The following is a 16,216-nucleotide window of genomic DNA, read 5'->3' on the forward strand; positions in this document are numbered from 1 at the left end:
TTATTAAATACTCAATTCCCACCGCCGTCTCCACTTATGCCCGCCTAAAAAAACAACCCGCCCCGCCCGCGCGGCGGGGGGCCGCGCGGACGGGGCGTTGTCCGAAAAGGGCTGGGGACGAAACGTCAGGTGCGTTTGCCGCGCACTCCCACTGCGGCGACGACTGCCCCCGCGAGGGCCACGGCCACCGCCGCGCCGAGGGCGTACGCCATCGCGTCCATGAAGACGGAGGAGCTCAGCCGCTCCCAGGCGGACGCGAGTTCGGCGGGCATGCCGGGGACAGGACGGTGGAGGCCGACCGATGCCTCGCCGATCGCCCGGGACACGACGTCGGGGTCCACAGGGGGGTTGCCGGCCCGGTCGAGTTCGGCGCGCACGAGGACCTCGGCGCGGCTGCCGAGCATCGTGCCCATCACCGCGATGCCGATGCCGCTGCCGATCTGCATGCCGGTCTGGTGCAGCCCGCCCGCCAGTCCTCCCAGCGCCGGTGGCACGTTCGACACGATGATCTTGGTGGTTCCGACCAGGGCGGGCGCGAGTCCCGTTCCCAGGGCGAACAGCAGCAGGCTCAGCTCCAGCGAACCGGCGTGGGGCCCGAGCCGGGACAGCCCGTAGGTGGCGCCGGCGGTGACCAGGAGCCCCACGCCGACCACCGCACGGGGCCCGGCCCGCCGCATGGCGAAGCCCGACAGCGCGGCGGCGACGATCAGGGTCCCGGTGAGCGGAAGCACGTGGATGCCGCCCGCGACCGGATCGAGCCCCAACTGGTTCTGCACGTAGTAGGAGAGGACGAAGAGCGTGCCGATCATGGCGAACGACAACGTGATGACCAGGAAGAACCCGATGCCGAGCGCCGGCGCCCGCAGAAGCGCGGGAGGCATGAGCGGGTCTCGGACGCGCTTCTCGATGCGGGTGAAGACCCATGTGAGGGCGACCACGACGACGACCAGCCCGGCACTGCGCAGGTCGAGCAGCCCGTAGGAGGTGATCTTGGAGACGCTGAAGAAGAGGGCGAACAGGACCGTCGCCAGGACGGCGGCGCCCACGAAGTCGAATCCGCGCCGGCCCGGCCGGGTGACGCGGCGCGCGGGCCTGCCGCGCCACAGAAGCGCACCCGCCACCACGGTCAGGAACCCCAGCGGGAGGTTGATCATGAAGACCGCTCGCCAGGAGACGTGCTCGACCAGCAGCCCGCCGACCACCGGGCCGGCCGCGGTGGATGCGGCGATCGCGGCGCTGCGGATGGCGATGGGCATGTCGAGCCGGTCGTCCGGGAAGGTCTCCCGCAGCAGCCCGAGTGTGGCCGGCTGGAGCACCGCTCCGCTGAGTCCCTGCAGCACCCGCAGGCCGATCAGCCAACCCGCGTCGTGGACCCCGGCGATGAGCCCCGAGGTCACGGCGAAGCCGGTGACACCGATCAGGAAGGCCCATCGGTTGCCGATCCGGTCGCCGATGCCCCCGGAGATCACCAGGAGGCTGCCGACCGCGAGGAGATAGCCGGTCGTGACCCACTGGACCTGCTCCAGGCTCGCCCCGAGGTCGTCCTGGAGCGCGGGCTGGGCGAGCAGGACGACGGTGCCGTCGAGCGAGACCATCATGGCGCCCAGGGCGACGACGGCGAGTGTCAGCCATGCTCTTCGCGGCTCGAAGTCCCTGCCGGGGGGCACGGCTTCGGGCGGCGTGCTGCCGCCGATACTCGAGTCGTCGATACGTGACATGCGAACCGCCTAGAACTCCGCGCCGGTGGGGATGGAACGCCGCGACGATATCCGAGCCGGTGCCAGGGGCAACGGTTCTCGGCCTGCTCGGGACCGCTCGACGGGGCGTGCTCGATCGTTCCGGCGGCCTGGGGTCGCGCCTGGCTTACCAGGTACCGCGCGCCTCGCTAAAGCGAATGTGCGCGCACGGTAAAGCCCCTCGAATCGGCCTTGAGTTGGGTTCGGGTACTTCGACATAGTGGGCCGCCGAGACGGTGTCCGACGCGGACCCGAGAATGAATTCTGCCTTGGGGGAAGTAATGGCCGGCCGTGAGATCACGCGCAAGATTCTGTCGGGCCTGGCAGTCGCCTATTTCCGGCCCCGCATCACAGGCATGGCCCACATACCGAAATCCGGGCCATTCGTCGTCGCGGCGAATCACCTGTCGTTCTCGGACCACATCTTCCTGAGTGTCTTCGTGCCGCGTCCCGTGTATTTCGTGGGCAAGGCCGAACGGCTCGGCAGGAAGGGGCTCAGGGGACGCGTCAGCAGCTGGTTCTTCGAGCAGGTCGGCATGATCCCGGTCCGCCGGGACGGTGGCCGAGGCGGTGTCGCCGCCTTGGAGACCAGTCGTGAACTCCTCGATCAGGGAGCAGGCGTGGGGATCCACCCCGAGGGCACGCGCTCGCCGGACGGCCGGCTGTACCGGGGTCAGACGGGGGCCGCGTGGCTGTCGCTGACGACGGGGGCGCCCGTGGTGCCGTGCGGCCTGGTCGACACCGACCGGGTGCAGCGTCCGGGGCGGCTGCTGCTGAAGCGGACCTCGTTCGAAGTGCACTTCGGTGAACCGCTCACGCCCCACGAATACGCCGGCCGGGAGAAGCAGAGCTTCAGCCGCCGGCAGTACACCGACCGGATCATGCGCGAGATCGGTGCCCTGTCGGGCCAGGAGCTCGCTCCCGAATTCGCCGTCAAGGGCGCGGCGTTGGCCGCCAAGTGAGATCGGCCCCGGCCGGCACCTGCCGGTCCGGCGGGGAGCGGCCCGCCCCGGACCACCCCGACACACCACTCTTCGATGGGAGTCACAGATGACTGCGTCCGACATCACGGACAGCCGGCCGGACACCGCGGCCGGGGCCGATGCCGACAAGGCGGCGAACCTGGAGCTGATGGCCTCGCTCATCGCCGAGATCACCGGTCTGCCGAAGGACTCGGTCGTCCCGGAGGCCGATCTGGTCGACGACCTGTACATCGACTCGGTGGCGAAGATCGAGCTGATGGTCGCCTGCGAGACCCGGTTCGGCGTCCAGATCCCCGACGAGATCGTGAACGAACTGCGCGACGTCGAGGCGGTCCTGGACTACCTGGCCGAGCACAAGGCGGCGTCATGAGCGTCGTCGTCACGGGGGCGGGCGCCGTCACACCCATCGGCACGGACGCGGAGAGCTTCTACCGCGCCCTGCTGTCCGGCAGGTCCGGCATCAGGCTGCTGGACGGACCCGGGTTCGAGGGGCTGCCGACCCGGCTCGCGGGAACCGCCGACGTCGAGGGCCGCCTCGACAGGATGACCGCACGGACGATAGAGCGCGTCCAGCAACTCGCACTGATCGCCGCCCGAGAGGCCTGGCACCAGGCGAAGGCCACCGATGTGGCGCCGGAGCGGCTCGCTGTGGTGATCGGCACCGGCATCGGCGGCGTGCAGGCGGTCCCCGGGCAGTTCGCGCTCGTTCAGGAGCAGGGGCCGCATCGCATCAGTCCGTACCTCATGTCCCAGCTGATGCCCAACGCCGCGGCAGCCAAGGTGGCCATGGACCTGGGGGCGCTGGCGGGGGCCCACACGCCCGTCAGCTCCTGCGCCTCAGGTTCGGAGGCCATCGCCATGGCCCTGGATCTGCTGCGGCTGAATCGGGCGGACGTCGTCGTGGCGGGCGGAGCGGATTCCTGCCTGCATCCGATGACTCTGGCCGGCTTCGCCCAGCTGCGCGCGCTCTCCCGCCGCGACGACGACCCCTCGGCCGCCAGCCGGCCGTTCGACCAGGACCGTGACGGCTTCGTCCTGGGCGAGGGCGCGGGCATGCTGGTGCTGGAGCGGGCCGAGCACGCCGAGGCCCGGAGAGCCGCGGTCCTGGGCAGGCTGCTGGGTGCGGGCACCACCTCCGACGCGTACCACCTCATGGCCCCCGACCCCTCGGGCAGCGGTGCCGCGCGGAGCATCGAGACGGCACTGCGCGACGCCGGTGTGACGGCAGCGGACATCGGCCATGTGAACAGCCACGGGACGGCGACACCGGCGGGAGACCTGGCCGAGTCCCGCGCCATGAACCGCGCGCTGGGCAGCCACCGCCCGGCGGTGACGGCCACGAAGTCGTGCACGGGGCACCTGCTGGGCGCCTCCGGAGCCGTCGAGGCGGTCGCGACCGTACTCACCCTGCGCGACGGGCTCGTCCCCGCGGTCCGCAACCTCGAACGGCCCGGGGACGGGATCGACCTGGACCTGGTGCGCACGGAGCCCCGAGCACTCGACCACCGCGTCGCACTGGCCACGTCGTTCGGCTTCGGCGGTCACAACACCGCCCTGGTCTTCGCGTGCTGACCACCCGGCCCGCCGGCCCCCGTACGGCCTGAAGGCCCGACCACCGGATCGCCGGCGCCGCCGGAAGACCTACGAGAGACGAAGCAAACGGGAGTACCTGGATGACCACGCCAAGCCCTGTGAAGGTGCCGGTCGAGACCCCACAGCTCCGGCCCAAGGGGGGCCCACCACTGCTCGATTCCCTGACCGGCCTGCGGGGAATGGCCGCCATCCTGGTGTTCTTCTTCCACTTCACCACCTTCAGGATGGTGTTCGGCGAGAGCGGCCACCTGGAGTTCGCGTCGCTCTCGCGGCCCCGCTTCCTGACCATGAGCGGCAACTTCGCCGTGGGGAGCTTCTTCATCCTCAGCGGATTCGTCCTGGCACTCACCACCCGCCAGGGCACGAGCATGGCCAACTTCGCGGCGAAGCGCGTCGGCAAACTCGTCCCCGTCTACCTGTTCACGTCCCTGCTGGCCATCGGAGCCATCCTCCTGATCGGCATGCCGATCAGCGTGAGCAACGTGGTGCTCCATCTGACGCTGCTCCAGTCGTGGGTGCCGTTCCAGGACATCTACCACGGGGTCAACCCCGTGACCTGGTCGCTCAGCACGGAGGGCTTCTTCTACCTCCTCTTCCCGGTGGCCCTCTTCCTTGTCCGCAGGCTGCCCACCCGGTCCCTGTACTGGCTGCTGGGCTGCGCGGTCCTCCTCGAGTTCGCCCTGCCGCTGTACGTGATGAAGTACTTCGCGGTCACCGGCACCGGCGGGCACGAGACGTACATGAGCACGGGCTCGAAGGGCGGCGACCTGGCCTACTGGTTCACCCTGCCGTTCCCGCCGTACCGTTTCCTGGAGTTCCTGGTCGGCATGATCGCCTGCATCCTGCTGATGCGGGGAGTGCTGCCCACCGTCCGGCTCCGCTGGGCCTGGTCGTTGTGCGCCGTCGCCTATCTGATCGGCACGTACGTCCCGGGGCCCCTCCAGCGCACCGCGGTCGGAATGGTCCCGCTGACGATCCTGGTGATCGCCCTGGCCCAGGCGGACTTCGCCGGGCGGCCCTCGCTCCTGCGCCGCCGGCTCTTCGTCGAACTGGGCAAGCTCTCCTACGGGATGTACGCCATCCAGCTCCTCGTCTTCCTCCCGACGGGGCCGTTCGTCGTCCGCTGGCTGTCCGGGGCGCTGTCGCTGCCGACCGGGACGCTGGGCGGGGCGCTCTACCAGATACCCCTCGCGCTCACGTACTTCATCCTCATCATCCTTCTCGCCATCCCGATCTACCGGTACATCGAAGTGCCCGCCTACGACTACGCCAAGAAGCTCCACCGCCACCGCGAGGGCTCCGAACTGTTCGTGGATCCCGGCACCTCGGGGGGACGGTCACGGTGAAGGTCTGTGTCATCGGTTCGGGCATCTGCGGCATCGCCGCCGTACGCGAACTCCAGCGGCACCTTCCGGCCGGGTCCCTGCACTGGCTCTCCGAGGACCGCGAAGCCGGAGGCCTGTGGAACTCCTCCTCACCGCGGAGCCGGGTGTACGACGCCCTGTACCTGAACACGTCACGGGAGCTGAGTTCCTTCACCGGCAGCCCCATCCGTGCCGAGGCAACGGTCCAGTACCTCCACCACTCACGCTACGCGGCCTATCTGGAGGAGGTCGCCGCCGAGTGCGAGGGCGCCGAGCGCCACTGGGAGTGCCGGGTGACCTCGGTCGAGCGGCAGCCGGACGGTGCCTGGAAGGTCCGCTGGGTGGAGCCCGACGGCTCGGACGCCGAGGCGGCGTTCGACGCCGTCGTCGACGCCACGGGGCACAACGGTGAACCCCGGGGCCCCCAGGTACCGGTGGCCGCCGATCCGACGTACGCGTACGCGCACTCGTCGGATTACCGCAACCCCGAGCCGTATCGCGGCAAGCACGTTCTGGTGGTGGGCAACGGCGCCTCCGCCGTCGACATCGCCTGCGACCTCGTCACGGCGGCGGCCGGTGTCGGCATCAGCATCCGGACGCCGAAGTGGCATCTGCCGAAGATGATCCTGGGCAAGCCGGTCGACCACTCGTCGGACGGTCTGCTGCGGCGTGTCCCCCTGGTCGGCGGGCTCACCGCGAAAGCGGCGGAGTCGGTCGTGCGGCGGCTCACGGGCTCCTACGCCGGCTACGGCCTGCCGAGGCCCGGCAAGCCGCTGGCCACCTCCACCCCTGTGCTGAGCGACCACTTCCTGCCGCATCTGAGCCATGGCCGCCTGCGCGTGTACAGCCGCGTCGAGGCCCTGGAGCAGGAGTCGGTGCGGTTCGCCGACGGGACCTCGGAGAAGTTCGACGCGGTCATCGCGGCGACGGGCTTCAGCGAGAGCTCGCCGCATCTGCCGGCCGAGGCGCGACGGGTGCTGCGCGAGGGCCGGCTCGGCCTGGCCCTGGAGGCTCCGGGGTGCCGTGGCCTGTTCCTCATGAACCGGTTCCGGTGCGGCGAGGCCGCGGTCCGCTGTGCCGAACCGCAGGCGGCGGCCGTCGCCCGTGCGCTGAGCCGGCCGCGGTACGGCACGGACACGCCACCCGGTGCCCCGGCTCCCTCGGGAGCCGGCTCCCGTGTCACCGCCCGCATCCTAGAGAAGGTCTACGAGGCATACCGATGAAGACAGCTGAGCAGGGGCTGGGGGTCGCGGGCCTGGGATGGCACGTCCCCGGTCTGCGCATCGACAACGAGACGATCTCCCGGTGGAGTGGCGCGGACCCCGGATGGGTCGTCGACCGCACCGGTGTGGAGGAGCGCAGGTACGCGGCCTCCGACGAGCCGACGTCCGCGCTGGCGGCCAGGGCGCTGTCCATGGCCCTGGAGGACGCGGGCCTGCGCGGCGAGGACCTGGCCGGAGTGATCGTCTGCACCTCCACACCGGACCAGCCTCAGCCTCCGACGGCGGCGTTCGTCCTGGCGCGCCTGGGCCTCACGGGAATCCCGGCCTTCGACGTCAACGGTGTCTGTGCCGGGTTCCTCTACGGGCTCGGTGCGGCCGAGGGGTGGCGCCGCCGCGGCCCGCTGGCCCTCGTGGGTGCCGACAAGTACTCCTCGATCGTCAATCCGGCGGACCGCAGGACGGTGAGCCTGTTCGGCGACGGCGCCGGCGCCGTCATACTCCAGCCGCCGACCGAGGATTCCGGGCTCATCAGTGTCGTGGCCCGGTGCCAGCCCGAGCACCTGGACCTCGTGCGGGTGCGCGCCGGTGGCAGCGCGCTGCCCCTGCGGAACACGGCGGACCCGTTCGCCGACCGGTTCGAGATGCAGGGGCGCGCGGTCGTGACCTGGGCCGAGACTGCTCTGCCGGTCGTGGCACACCAGGCGTGCGAGGAGGCCGGGCTGACGCTGGCCGACATCGACCGCTTCGTACTGCACCAGGGAAGCCCGCGCATGGTCGAACTGTGCACCAAGTGGCTCGGTGCGGCTCCGGGCAAGGTGGCGCTGTCGGCGGACCGGTTCGGGAACACCGGGGCCGCCTCCATCCCCCTGACCCTCGCCATCGAGGTGCAGCAGGGGCGCATCAGGCGAGGTGACCGCGTGATGCTCGCCGGCCTCGGTGGCGGAACGGCGGCGTGCGCCGCCGTCGTGAAGTGGTGAGCCCGCAAGAAGCAAGCAGTCCAGCAACGAGCTCTGAAGTGGTGGAACAGATGACTGTTGATGTGAACGCCGGCGCCTCGGACCGACAGGGTGTGCCCGAGCTGCCCCAAGGTGCCCCCGCCGGCTGCCCGTTCGCCCCGCCGGAGGCGGTCACGAAGCTGCGCGAGGAGAGCCCGCTGGCCCAGGTGGCCCTGCCCGACGGTACGTCGGCCTGGCTGGCGACGAGCTATGAACTGGTCCGCGAGATCCTCACCCTTCCGGGCTTCAGCGTGAATCCGAAGGCGCCGGGTTTTCCCCGCTGGAACCTGCCGGGCGGGACGGATCTGCCCCTGAGCATGACGCACGCCGACCCGCCCGAGCACCCGAGGCTGAGGGGCATGGTGGCGGCTGAGTTCACGCCCAAGCGCATCGCCCGGATGCGCCCCGACATCGAACGGATCACCCGGGAGCGGTGTGAGGCCATCGAGGCTCTCCCCCAGCCGGTCGACCTCGTCAAGGAGTTCTCCACCCCCATTCCCGCCACGGCCATCAGCCTGCTGCTCGGAGTTCCGGCCGACGAACTGGATTTCTTCGAACGCAACGTCAGGATCGTGCTCGCGCACGACGAGCTGGAGTCGGAGGAGCGCGACCACGCCAAACTGGAGCTTCTCCAGTACGTGTTGAAGCTGATCGAGCTCAAGCGTGCCGAGCCCGACGGCAACCTGCTGAGCATGATGATCAGCGACCATCCGGAGCTGAGTGACATCGAACTGGTGTCCTTCGTGGCGTTGCTGCTCTTCGCCGGCTTCTCGACCACGGCCCACCAGATCGAGCTGACGGCCCTGACACTCATCCGGCGCCCCGACCTCGCGGAGCGGGCCCGTAAGGACCCCTCGGTCATCCCGGTGCTCGTGGAGGAACTGCTGCGGTACCACGCCATCGTCCGGGACTCGCCGCGGCGGGTGGCCGTCGAGGACGTGGAGCTGGGCGGCGTCACCATCCGCGCGGGTGAGGGCGTCATCGCCTCGGTCCAGGCGGCGAACTGGGACGCGGCGGCCTTCCCCGACCCCGACGTGATCGACCTCGACCGTCCGCGCAGTCCGCGTCACCTCGCATTCGGCCACGGGATCCACGTGTGCCTGGGCGCCGCGATGGCCCGGATCGAGCTCGAGGTCGTCCTGGAACACCTGGTGACGCGCTACCCGGACATGAAGCTCGCGGTCCCGGAGGACGAGATCCGTTTCCGGACCACCACCCATCTGCACGGCTGCTACTCCCTGCCGGTCGACCTCGGGCTGAAGGAGGGGGCGTGAAGAACGAAGTCGCCCTCAACACCGGCGTCACGGTCCCCCGGCTGGGACTGGGCATGTGGAAGGTCCCGGACGAGCAGGCGGGGTCCGTCGTCGCGACCGCGCTGGAGGCCGGATACCGCAGCTTCGACACCGCCACCAGTTACCGCAACGAGCGGGGCATCGGGGCCGCCGTCGCCGACTCCGGCATCCCGCGCGACGAGATCGTCGTGACGACCAAGCTGTGGAACGGCGACCACGGAACCGAGGAGACGCTGCGGGCCTTCGACGCGAGTCTGGAGCGCCTCGGGCTGGACCACGTCGATCTGTACCTCATCCACTGGCCGCTTCCCATGCGCGACCGGTACGTGGAGACGTGGCGCGCGCTGGAGAAGATCCACGCCGACGGCAGAGCGCGCGCGATCGGGGTCTCCAACTTCACGGCCGGGCACCTCACCCGGCTGATGGAGACCTGCGACATCGTGCCGGCCGTCAACCAGGTGGAACTCCACCCCCTGTTCCCGCAGCGGGAGCTGCGCGAGTTCCATGCGGCCCACGGCATCGTCACGCAGGCCTGGAGCCCACTCGGTTCGGGGCACGGTCTCCTGGACCTTCCGGTCCTCAAGGAGATAGCGCGGACACACGGCCGTTCCCCGGCCCAGGTGGCCATCCGCTGGCACCTCCAGCTGGGCAATCTGGTCATCCCCAAGTCGGCGACGCCGAGCCGCATCGCCGAGAACCTCCGCGTCTTCGACTTCGACCTGGACGAGGTCGAGATGGCCGCGATCGCGGACCTGGACTCCGGCCGGCGCGGGGGGCCGGACCCGGACACCTTCGACTACGGATGAGGACCCGGGTCCATCACCGTGACAACAGCGACGACGCGATACCGGCACACACCCGGGCACGACAGCCCGGACATCACAGGAAAGCAGGGGGCAGTATGGAAGCCGTCAGGGAAAACAGTGCCGGCACGAGCGGAGCGACCCAGCTGCGGGAGCTCTTCGCACGGCCGGGGGTGGTCCGGATCGTCGGTGCGCACAACCCTCTGGGAGCGCGGCTGGCGGAACGCGCGGGGTTCGACGGCGTCTGGTCGAGCGGGCTGGAGATCTCGGCGTCCCAGGGACTGCCCGACACCGACCTGCTGACGATGGCCGAATTGCTGTCCATCGCCGGTTCGCTCGCCGGCACGGTCGACGTCCCCGTCGTGGCCGACTGCGACGCGGGGTACGGAAATGCCCTCAACGTCATGCACATGATTCGGCGTTACGAAGCCGCCGGGCTGGCCGCCGTCAGCATCGAGGACAAGGTCTTCCCCAAGGTCAACAGCTTCATCCCGGGCCGCCAGGAGCTCGCGGGACTCGACGAGTTCTGCGGAAAGGTCGAGGCCGCCAAGAGCGCGCAGCGCGGCTCCGACCTCATGGTGATCGCCCGTATCGAGGCCCTGATCGCCGGACACGGGATGGAGGAGGCCCTGAAGCGGGGCGAGGCCTACGCCGAGTCCGGAGCGGACGCGGTGCTGATTCACGCCAAGGGCTCGTCCCCGGACCCCATCCTCGAGTTCCTCCGGCGCTGGCGCCTCGACCTGCCCGTCGTCGTGGTGCCCACCACCTATCACACGATCACCGCGGACGAACTCGGCGCCGCGGGCGCCAAGATGGTCATCTACGCCAATCACGGGCTGCGCGCGGGGATCAGTGCGGTCACCGAGGTGTTCGGCAAGATCCTCGAGGAGGGGCGCACCACCGGGATCGAGAAGCGCATCGCGCCGCTCGCCACGGTCTTCGACCTCCAGGGCATGGCCGCGCTGAAGGCGGACGAGGAGCGGTTCGTCCGCGAGCGCGGCCCGGGCACCCGGGCGGTGATCGTGCCCGGAGCACCCACCGCTGCCCTGCGGGATCCCGCCGACGACTCCCGCTCCGGTCTCGCCCTGCTGCGTACCGACGCGCTGAAGGAGAGCGGGGTCGCCGATGTGGTGGAGGCCCCGGGGGGCGCCGGGCAGACGTCCGGGGACGCGGCTGCGGCGCTGGCCGGGGTGCCGACCGGGTTCGCCGGACGGACCCTGGTGAGCACCGACGACGTATTCGCCGACGCCGACTCCCTCAACCGGCTGACGACCTCGACCGCTGATGTCGCGGTCCTGGTGGATGTGGCCGCGCGGGGCGGCGTACCGGTGGCCCTCTCCTCGAAGAGCATCGGCGGCCGGCTGCTCGCCGGCACCCGCGGGCATGTCGTGACGGCTCTCGGTGAGAAGGTGGCCGGTCCGGCGAACGGCGAGTTCACCGGCCTCGTCTCCTTCTCGGCGCGTGGGTTCACCGCGCTCCAGCAGGCGGCGGAGAAGCGCGCCATGGGCCAGGACCACCCGGTGTCCCTGGCCGACCTGCTGTCCGACCTCATCGCCACAGGCTGGACGGTCCGGGCGACCGGCGTCGCGGAGGGATGGACGCATGTGCGTTCGCAGGACGAGCTGCGTGAGCTGCGCGCGCTGGTGTCCGAGCAGGTGACGGCTTGAGCGCGATTCTTGACCCCGCGAAGGTCGTCGCACTCCTGGACGAGGCGGGATTCGGTCCGTTCACCGGAGTGCCCTGCTCCTTCCTCGGCCCTGTGATCAGCTGCCTTCAGGACACCTGCCCCGACCAGTACCTCATCGCCGCCAACGAGGGCGAGGCGGTGGCCATCGCCGCCGGGTCACGTCTGGCAGGCCGGCGCCCCGTCGTCATCCTCCAGAACTCGGGTCTCGGCAACGCGGTCAATCCGCTGACCTCGCTGTGCCACACGCTGCGCCTGCCCGTCCTGCTGTTCGTCACCTGGCGCGGGGAGCCGGGCTCGCCCGACGAACCCCAGCACGAGCTGATGGGCCGGATCACCTCGGACCTCCTGACGGCGATGGAGATCCGGAACGAGATCCTGCCGCAGGACGAGGAGGCCCTGCGCGAGCGCCTGCTGGTGGCCGACGCTCACATGCGGGACACGGGATTGCCGTTCGCCTTCGTCGTCCGCAAGGGGGCCGTCGCCCCCTACGTGCCCCCGGCCGGAGCCGGCCGGGGGCGCGTAGCGCGGGCGGAGGCGCCGGCCGGCGGGAACATGCTGCGCAGCGAGGCCATCGCCCACGTGATGCGTGTCGTCGGCGAAGGGGCCCTGGTCGTCGCCACCACCGGAAAGACGGCCCGGGAACTGGAGCACGACTGGGACCGGCCCGGGAATCTCTACGTCGTCGGCTCCATGGGCTGTGCTTCCAGCATCGCCCTGGGCGTCGCCCTGCACGCGCCCGCCCGCCAGGTCGTCGTGCTCGACGGCGACGGCGCCGCGCTCATGCGCCTGGAGGCCATGGCAACGATCGGCCGGCTGGGACCGCCCAACCTGCTGCACATCATCCTCGACAACGAGTCGTACGAGTCGACCGGCGGCCAGCCGACCGGCTCCGCGCATCTGAACTTCACCGAGGTGGCGGCTGCTTGCGGTTACGAACAGGCCGCCGAGGTGACGGGCCCCGAAGGACTGGTGGCCGCGCTGGAGAAACAGCTGGTGCACGTCGGGCCCTCTCTGATCCGCGTACGCATCGCCTCGTATTCCGACCCCGGGCTGGGGCGCCCGGCCCTGCCGCCGCCGGCTTCGGCCGCCCGATTCCAGGAGATGATCGCCTCGTGACCGGCGACTCCCCCGCCGTCCCGGCCGAACCCGCCCTCACCGGGCGCCGCCTGGTGCTGATGAACCCCGGTCCGGTGAACACGGCCGAAGTGGTGCGCGGTGCGCTCGGCGGCCCTGACATGTGCCACCGCGAGCCGGAGTTCGGCGAGCTCATGAACCGGATCCGGCACAAGGCCACCGCGGTGTGCGGGGGCGGCGCCGATCACACGTCGGTGCTGCTCACCGGCTCCGGCACAGCCGCGCTCGAGGCTGCCGTGACCTCGGCGATCCCGGCGGACGGAGGGCTGCTAGTGGTCGACAACGGCCACTACGGCAAGCGGCTGTTCGACATCGCGAGCGTCCACGGTATCCGCGTCACCCGTCTCGACCTCGGCTGGGGCACCCCCGTGGAGCCGGCGGCGGTCGGCCGCGCACTGGCCGCCGACCCGTCCCTCACCCATGTCGCCGTGGTGCACCACGAGACGAGCACCGGAATGCTCAACGACGTCTCCGGCATCGGCGCGGTGGCCCACGAGCTGGGGCGCCGCACCATCGTGGACGCCATAAGCAGTGTGGGCGCGGAGCCCCTGGACATCACGCGGGACCACGTCGACTGGCTGGTCGGGACAGCGAACAAGTGCCTGGAGGGAATGCCGGGCGTCTCCTTCGTCTGCGCCTCCCGGCGTGACTTCGACGCCCTGGCCGCTCACCCCGCGCACACGTACTACCTCGACCTGAACCGGCACTTCAGAGCCCAGGAGAAGGCCGGTGCGCCGGCCTTCACACCATCGGTCCCCGTGTTCTACGCCTTCGAGGCGGCCCTCGACCTCGCACTCGCCGAGGGCGTCGCCGCGAGGGGCGCGCGTTATCGCGCCCTCGCCGAGCGGCTGCGCGCCGGCCTGACCGAACAGGGCCTGCACATCATGCTCGAGCCCGAGCACCGCGCGGTGAGCCTGAGCGCGATCCGGCTGCCCGGCAAGATGCCGTACGAGAGCCTGCACGATGCCTGCAAGCGGGCCGGGTTCGTGATCTACGCGGCCCAGGACCAGCTGGCCGGGGGCTTCTTCCGCCTCTCCACCATGGGTGCCATGGACGAGCGGGACATCGACAGGTTCCTCACGGCGCTCGGCGAGGCGCTCTCCGGTCACGGACGGGGCGCTCCCGTGCGCTCCGGGCCCGGGGAGGCCGCGTGACCGGCACACCGGAGGTCCACCGGCTGGCCGTCGTCGGTGGCGGGCCCCGCGCCACGTACGCCCTGGAACGGCTGTCGGCAGGCATGGACCGCCTCGGTCCGGGACGCTCGCTGGAGATACGGGTCTTCGAACGCACCGGGGAGTTCGGCTCCGGGGAGGCGCACAGCCCGACACAGCCCAGGACGAGCTATCTGAACCGCATCGGCAATCAGGTGTCCTTCGCCGCCGACGAATCGGTGAAGGGCGCCGGGCCCCTGCGCCACCCCGATCAGCGCCCCGACCTCCACGAGTGGTGCCGGCGCCTGTTCCTCCGGACCGGCCACCCCGACCTCGACATCGGCCCGGAGGACTGGCCCAAGCGCTATGTCCACGGCATGGCGCTCCAGGACATGTTCGACGCCTACGTCCGCGAACTGCGCGCGCATCCGCGCGTCGAGGTGTTCCTCGACCACAAGGAGGTCGTGGACGTTCGGCGGCACGGCGAGGGGCTGACGGTGCACGGGGCCGACGGCGTCGTCTTCCCCTGCGACCAGGTGCTGATGGTGACGGGTCACACCCACCACGATCCGCGCCGGTCCGCGCGGTCGCTGGCGCTGGCGGACTTCGCTCGGCGCACCGGGGCCGCCTATGTCCCGTACGCCTACCCGCTGGACAAGGCTCTGACGGCCGAGGTGAGTGACGCCGGCCGCGTCGTGGGCATCGCCGGCATGGGGCTCACCGCCATCGACGAGATCCTCTTCCTCACGGAGGGACGAGGGGGAAGCTTCGAACCCGACGGGCAGGGCGGCCTGCGCTACCGGCCGAGCGGAGCCGAGCCCGCGAAGCTGCTGGCCTTCAGCGAGACGGGCCTGTTCACCTTCGCCCGCCCCGACAACCACAAGGAGGCCGACCCGGCCCGCCTGGAACACCGGGGGGTGTTCCTGACGCCCACGGCACTGGACCAGCTGCGGAGGAGTGTCGGCACCCCCAGGGCGGGCGGAGGACCCGGTCAGCTGGACTTCGAGCGGGACGTCCTGCCGCTCGTGGTCCTGGAGATGGCGTTCGTCCACTACACCACCCTCTTCGGCGGCCATGTGGCCGACTTCCTCGGCGACCGGCTCGCGGGTGTCCACCGCGGGTTCCTCGCGGGCGGGCCGCCGCACAGCGAGCAGCCGGAGAACCCGTCGCGGCTGCTCGGTCCGCTGGAGGCCGCCGTGGACGAGCTGGCCGACGTGGTCGACGCCGTCCTGCACGGCCGGGTGACGGTGGCGCAGGCCGAGGCCGACACGTCCGGCTGGCCGGTGGAAGCCACCGTCCTGCGCTGGATCGGGGTGGTCTTCGGGACCGAGCGGGAGGCGGCTGCCAGGGCCGCCCTGTGCCAGAACCTCCCCGGTCCGGACCGCCTCACCGCGTCGTGGGTCTCACCCCGGTGGTTCGACGAACAGCCGCACGGCAACCGGTTCAGCTGGGAGCGCACGGTCGCGCCCCTCGCCGGGGGCCCCGCACGGTCGCCCGAGGAATACCGGGCGGCGGTCCTCGACTTCATGGACCGCGACCACGTGTGGGCGGTGCAGGGCAATCTGGACAACCCGCACAAGGCCGCCGCGGACGGCGTGTGGCGGGATCTGCGCGGGGTCATCTCGTACGCGGTGGACGACGGCGGCCTCACTCCAGCGTCCCACCGCGTCTTCCTAGAGCGGTACGTACGTATCCACAACCGGCTCGCCAACGGCGCCGCCGCCGAGGTCATGTCGCGTATCCGGGCGCTGGTCCGGCACGGTCTGCTCGACGTCGGAACCGGCCCCGGAGCGGTCGTCGTGAGGGACGGGAAGGCCGGGCGCTTCCGTGTCGACGGGCCTGCCACGGGCGCGTCGCACCTGGTGGACACCCTGGCCGACGCGAGGATCCACCCCTTCGACCCGCAACGTGACGCGTCGCCGCTGTTCCGCAACCTGCTGGAACACGGAACCGCGCGGCTCTGGCGCAACGCGTCCGAAGCCGGGGACGCTTTCGAGCCCGGCGGGCTCGACCTCACCGAGCGCTCGCACCCCGTGCGTGCCGACGGGAGCGTCGAGGACCGTCTGACCGTGCTGGGGCCGGCGGCCGAGGGCCGCAGGTCGTTCCTTCTCTCCGCGCTGCGCCCGGGCTCCGACCACTACGTCATGCGGGACACGCTCACCTGGCTCCAGGACTTCTGGCGGGTGCTGGACAGCTCTGAAGCGGCGGGCCGGCGCCGTGCGGACGACGTGAGGGTATGAACGACGGAGGAGGGG

Annotated in this window: 13 protein-coding genes; 12 read left to right on the forward strand and 1 reads right to left on the reverse strand. The window is 70.8% G+C overall.

Features of this window, described 5'->3' with window-relative positions; genetic code table 11:
* Positions 1 to 125: 125 nt before the first annotated feature.
* Positions 126 to 1,718 carry an MFS transporter gene (locus ACFWFI_RS29455; RefSeq protein ID WP_387395872.1) on the reverse strand — a complete coding sequence of 531 codons (1,593 nt, stop codon included), beginning with the start codon at positions 1,716 to 1,718 and terminating at the stop codon, positions 126 to 128.
* A 299-nt stretch (positions 1,719 to 2,017) separates the two neighbouring features.
* Between ACFWFI_RS29455 and ACFWFI_RS29460 the strand changes: the two genes are divergently transcribed.
* The 12 genes from ACFWFI_RS29460 to ACFWFI_RS29515 all read left to right on the forward strand — a co-directional run bounded on the left by ACFWFI_RS29460 (position 2,018) and on the right by ACFWFI_RS29515 (position 16,201).
* A complete protein-coding gene (locus tag ACFWFI_RS29460; protein ID WP_387395875.1) occupies positions 2,018 to 2,698 on the forward strand; it encodes a lysophospholipid acyltransferase family protein in 681 nt (226 codons plus the stop codon).
* Positions 2,699 to 2,786: 88 nt separating this feature from the next.
* Positions 2,787 to 3,089 carry an acyl carrier protein gene (locus ACFWFI_RS29465; protein WP_387395877.1) on the forward strand — a complete coding sequence of 101 codons (303 nt, stop codon included), beginning with the start codon at positions 2,787 to 2,789 and terminating at the stop codon, positions 3,087 to 3,089.
* Entirely contained in the window at positions 3,086 to 4,291 is a 1,206-nt protein-coding gene (locus ACFWFI_RS29470; RefSeq protein WP_387395880.1) for a beta-ketoacyl-[acyl-carrier-protein] synthase family protein, read from the forward strand. The genes ACFWFI_RS29465 and ACFWFI_RS29470 overlap by 4 nt, the downstream gene beginning before the upstream one ends.
* A 101-nt stretch (positions 4,292 to 4,392) precedes the next feature.
* A complete protein-coding gene (locus tag ACFWFI_RS29475) occupies positions 4,393 to 5,658 on the forward strand; it encodes an acyltransferase family protein (RefSeq protein ID WP_387395883.1) in 1,266 nt (421 codons plus the stop codon).
* Positions 5,655 to 6,899 (forward strand): flavin-containing monooxygenase, encoded by a 1,245-nt coding sequence (locus ACFWFI_RS29480; RefSeq protein WP_387395886.1) that lies wholly within the window; start codon positions 5,655 to 5,657, stop codon positions 6,897 to 6,899. Before ACFWFI_RS29475 ends, ACFWFI_RS29480 begins: the two co-directional genes overlap by 4 nt.
* Positions 6,896 to 7,876 (forward strand): 3-oxoacyl-ACP synthase III family protein, encoded by a 981-nt coding sequence (locus ACFWFI_RS29485; protein WP_387395889.1) that lies wholly within the window; start codon positions 6,896 to 6,898, stop codon positions 7,874 to 7,876. The genes ACFWFI_RS29480 and ACFWFI_RS29485 overlap by 4 nt, the downstream gene beginning before the upstream one ends.
* 50 nt (positions 7,877 to 7,926) lie before the next feature.
* A complete protein-coding gene (locus ACFWFI_RS29490) occupies positions 7,927 to 9,168 on the forward strand; it encodes a cytochrome P450 (RefSeq protein ID WP_387395892.1) in 1,242 nt (413 codons plus the stop codon).
* Positions 9,169 to 9,221: 53 nt separating this feature from the next.
* Positions 9,222 to 9,992 carry an aldo/keto reductase gene (locus ACFWFI_RS29495; RefSeq protein ID WP_387395906.1) on the forward strand — a complete coding sequence of 257 codons (771 nt, stop codon included), beginning with the start codon at positions 9,222 to 9,224 and terminating at the stop codon, positions 9,990 to 9,992.
* A gap of 95 nt (positions 9,993 to 10,087) precedes the next feature.
* The gene (locus ACFWFI_RS29500) at positions 10,088 to 11,656 is read left to right on the forward strand and encodes an isocitrate lyase/phosphoenolpyruvate mutase family protein (RefSeq protein WP_387395895.1); all 1,569 of its coding nucleotides are present in this window, start codon (positions 10,088 to 10,090) and stop codon (positions 11,654 to 11,656) included.
* On the forward strand, positions 11,653 to 12,792 hold the full coding sequence (aepY, locus tag ACFWFI_RS29505; protein WP_387395897.1) for a phosphonopyruvate decarboxylase: 1,140 nt from the start codon (positions 11,653 to 11,655) through the stop codon (positions 12,790 to 12,792). The genes ACFWFI_RS29500 and aepY overlap by 4 nt, the downstream gene beginning before the upstream one ends.
* Positions 12,789 to 13,964 (forward strand): 2-aminoethylphosphonate aminotransferase, encoded by a 1,176-nt coding sequence (locus ACFWFI_RS29510; RefSeq protein WP_387395900.1) that lies wholly within the window; start codon positions 12,789 to 12,791, stop codon positions 13,962 to 13,964. The genes aepY and ACFWFI_RS29510 overlap by 4 nt, the downstream gene beginning before the upstream one ends.
* The gene (locus ACFWFI_RS29515; RefSeq protein ID WP_387395903.1) at positions 13,961 to 16,201 is read left to right on the forward strand and encodes an FAD/NAD(P)-binding protein; all 2,241 of its coding nucleotides are present in this window, start codon (positions 13,961 to 13,963) and stop codon (positions 16,199 to 16,201) included. Before ACFWFI_RS29510 ends, ACFWFI_RS29515 begins: the two co-directional genes overlap by 4 nt.
* The last annotated feature ends 15 nt before the right edge of the window (positions 16,202 to 16,216 follow it).

It is taken from the genome of Streptomyces sp. NPDC060209 (assembly GCF_042728155.1).
Lineage (GTDB): Bacteria > Actinomycetota > Actinomycetes > Streptomycetales > Streptomycetaceae > Streptomyces.

Coding starts and splice junctions, on each gene's coding strand:
- ACFWFI_RS29500 (WP_387395895.1), top strand. CDS start 10,088: ATGGAAGCCGTCAGGGAAAACAGTGCCGGCACGAGCGGAGCGACCCAG.
- ACFWFI_RS29490 (WP_387395892.1), top strand. CDS start 7,927: ATGACTGTTGATGTGAACGCCGGCGCCTCGGACCGACAGGGTGTGCCC.
- ACFWFI_RS29455 (WP_387395872.1), bottom strand. CDS start 1,718: ATGTCACGTATCGACGACTCGAGTATCGGCGGCAGCACGCCGCCCGAA.
- ACFWFI_RS29470 (WP_387395880.1), top strand. CDS start 3,086: ATGAGCGTCGTCGTCACGGGGGCGGGCGCCGTCACACCCATCGGCACG.
- ACFWFI_RS29465 (WP_387395877.1), top strand. CDS start 2,787: ATGACTGCGTCCGACATCACGGACAGCCGGCCGGACACCGCGGCCGGG.
- ACFWFI_RS29485 (WP_387395889.1), top strand. CDS start 6,896: ATGAAGACAGCTGAGCAGGGGCTGGGGGTCGCGGGCCTGGGATGGCAC.
- ACFWFI_RS29475 (WP_387395883.1), top strand. CDS start 4,393: ATGACCACGCCAAGCCCTGTGAAGGTGCCGGTCGAGACCCCACAGCTC.
- ACFWFI_RS29495 (WP_387395906.1), top strand. CDS start 9,222: ATGTGGAAGGTCCCGGACGAGCAGGCGGGGTCCGTCGTCGCGACCGCG.
- ACFWFI_RS29460 (WP_387395875.1), top strand. CDS start 2,018: ATGGCCGGCCGTGAGATCACGCGCAAGATTCTGTCGGGCCTGGCAGTC.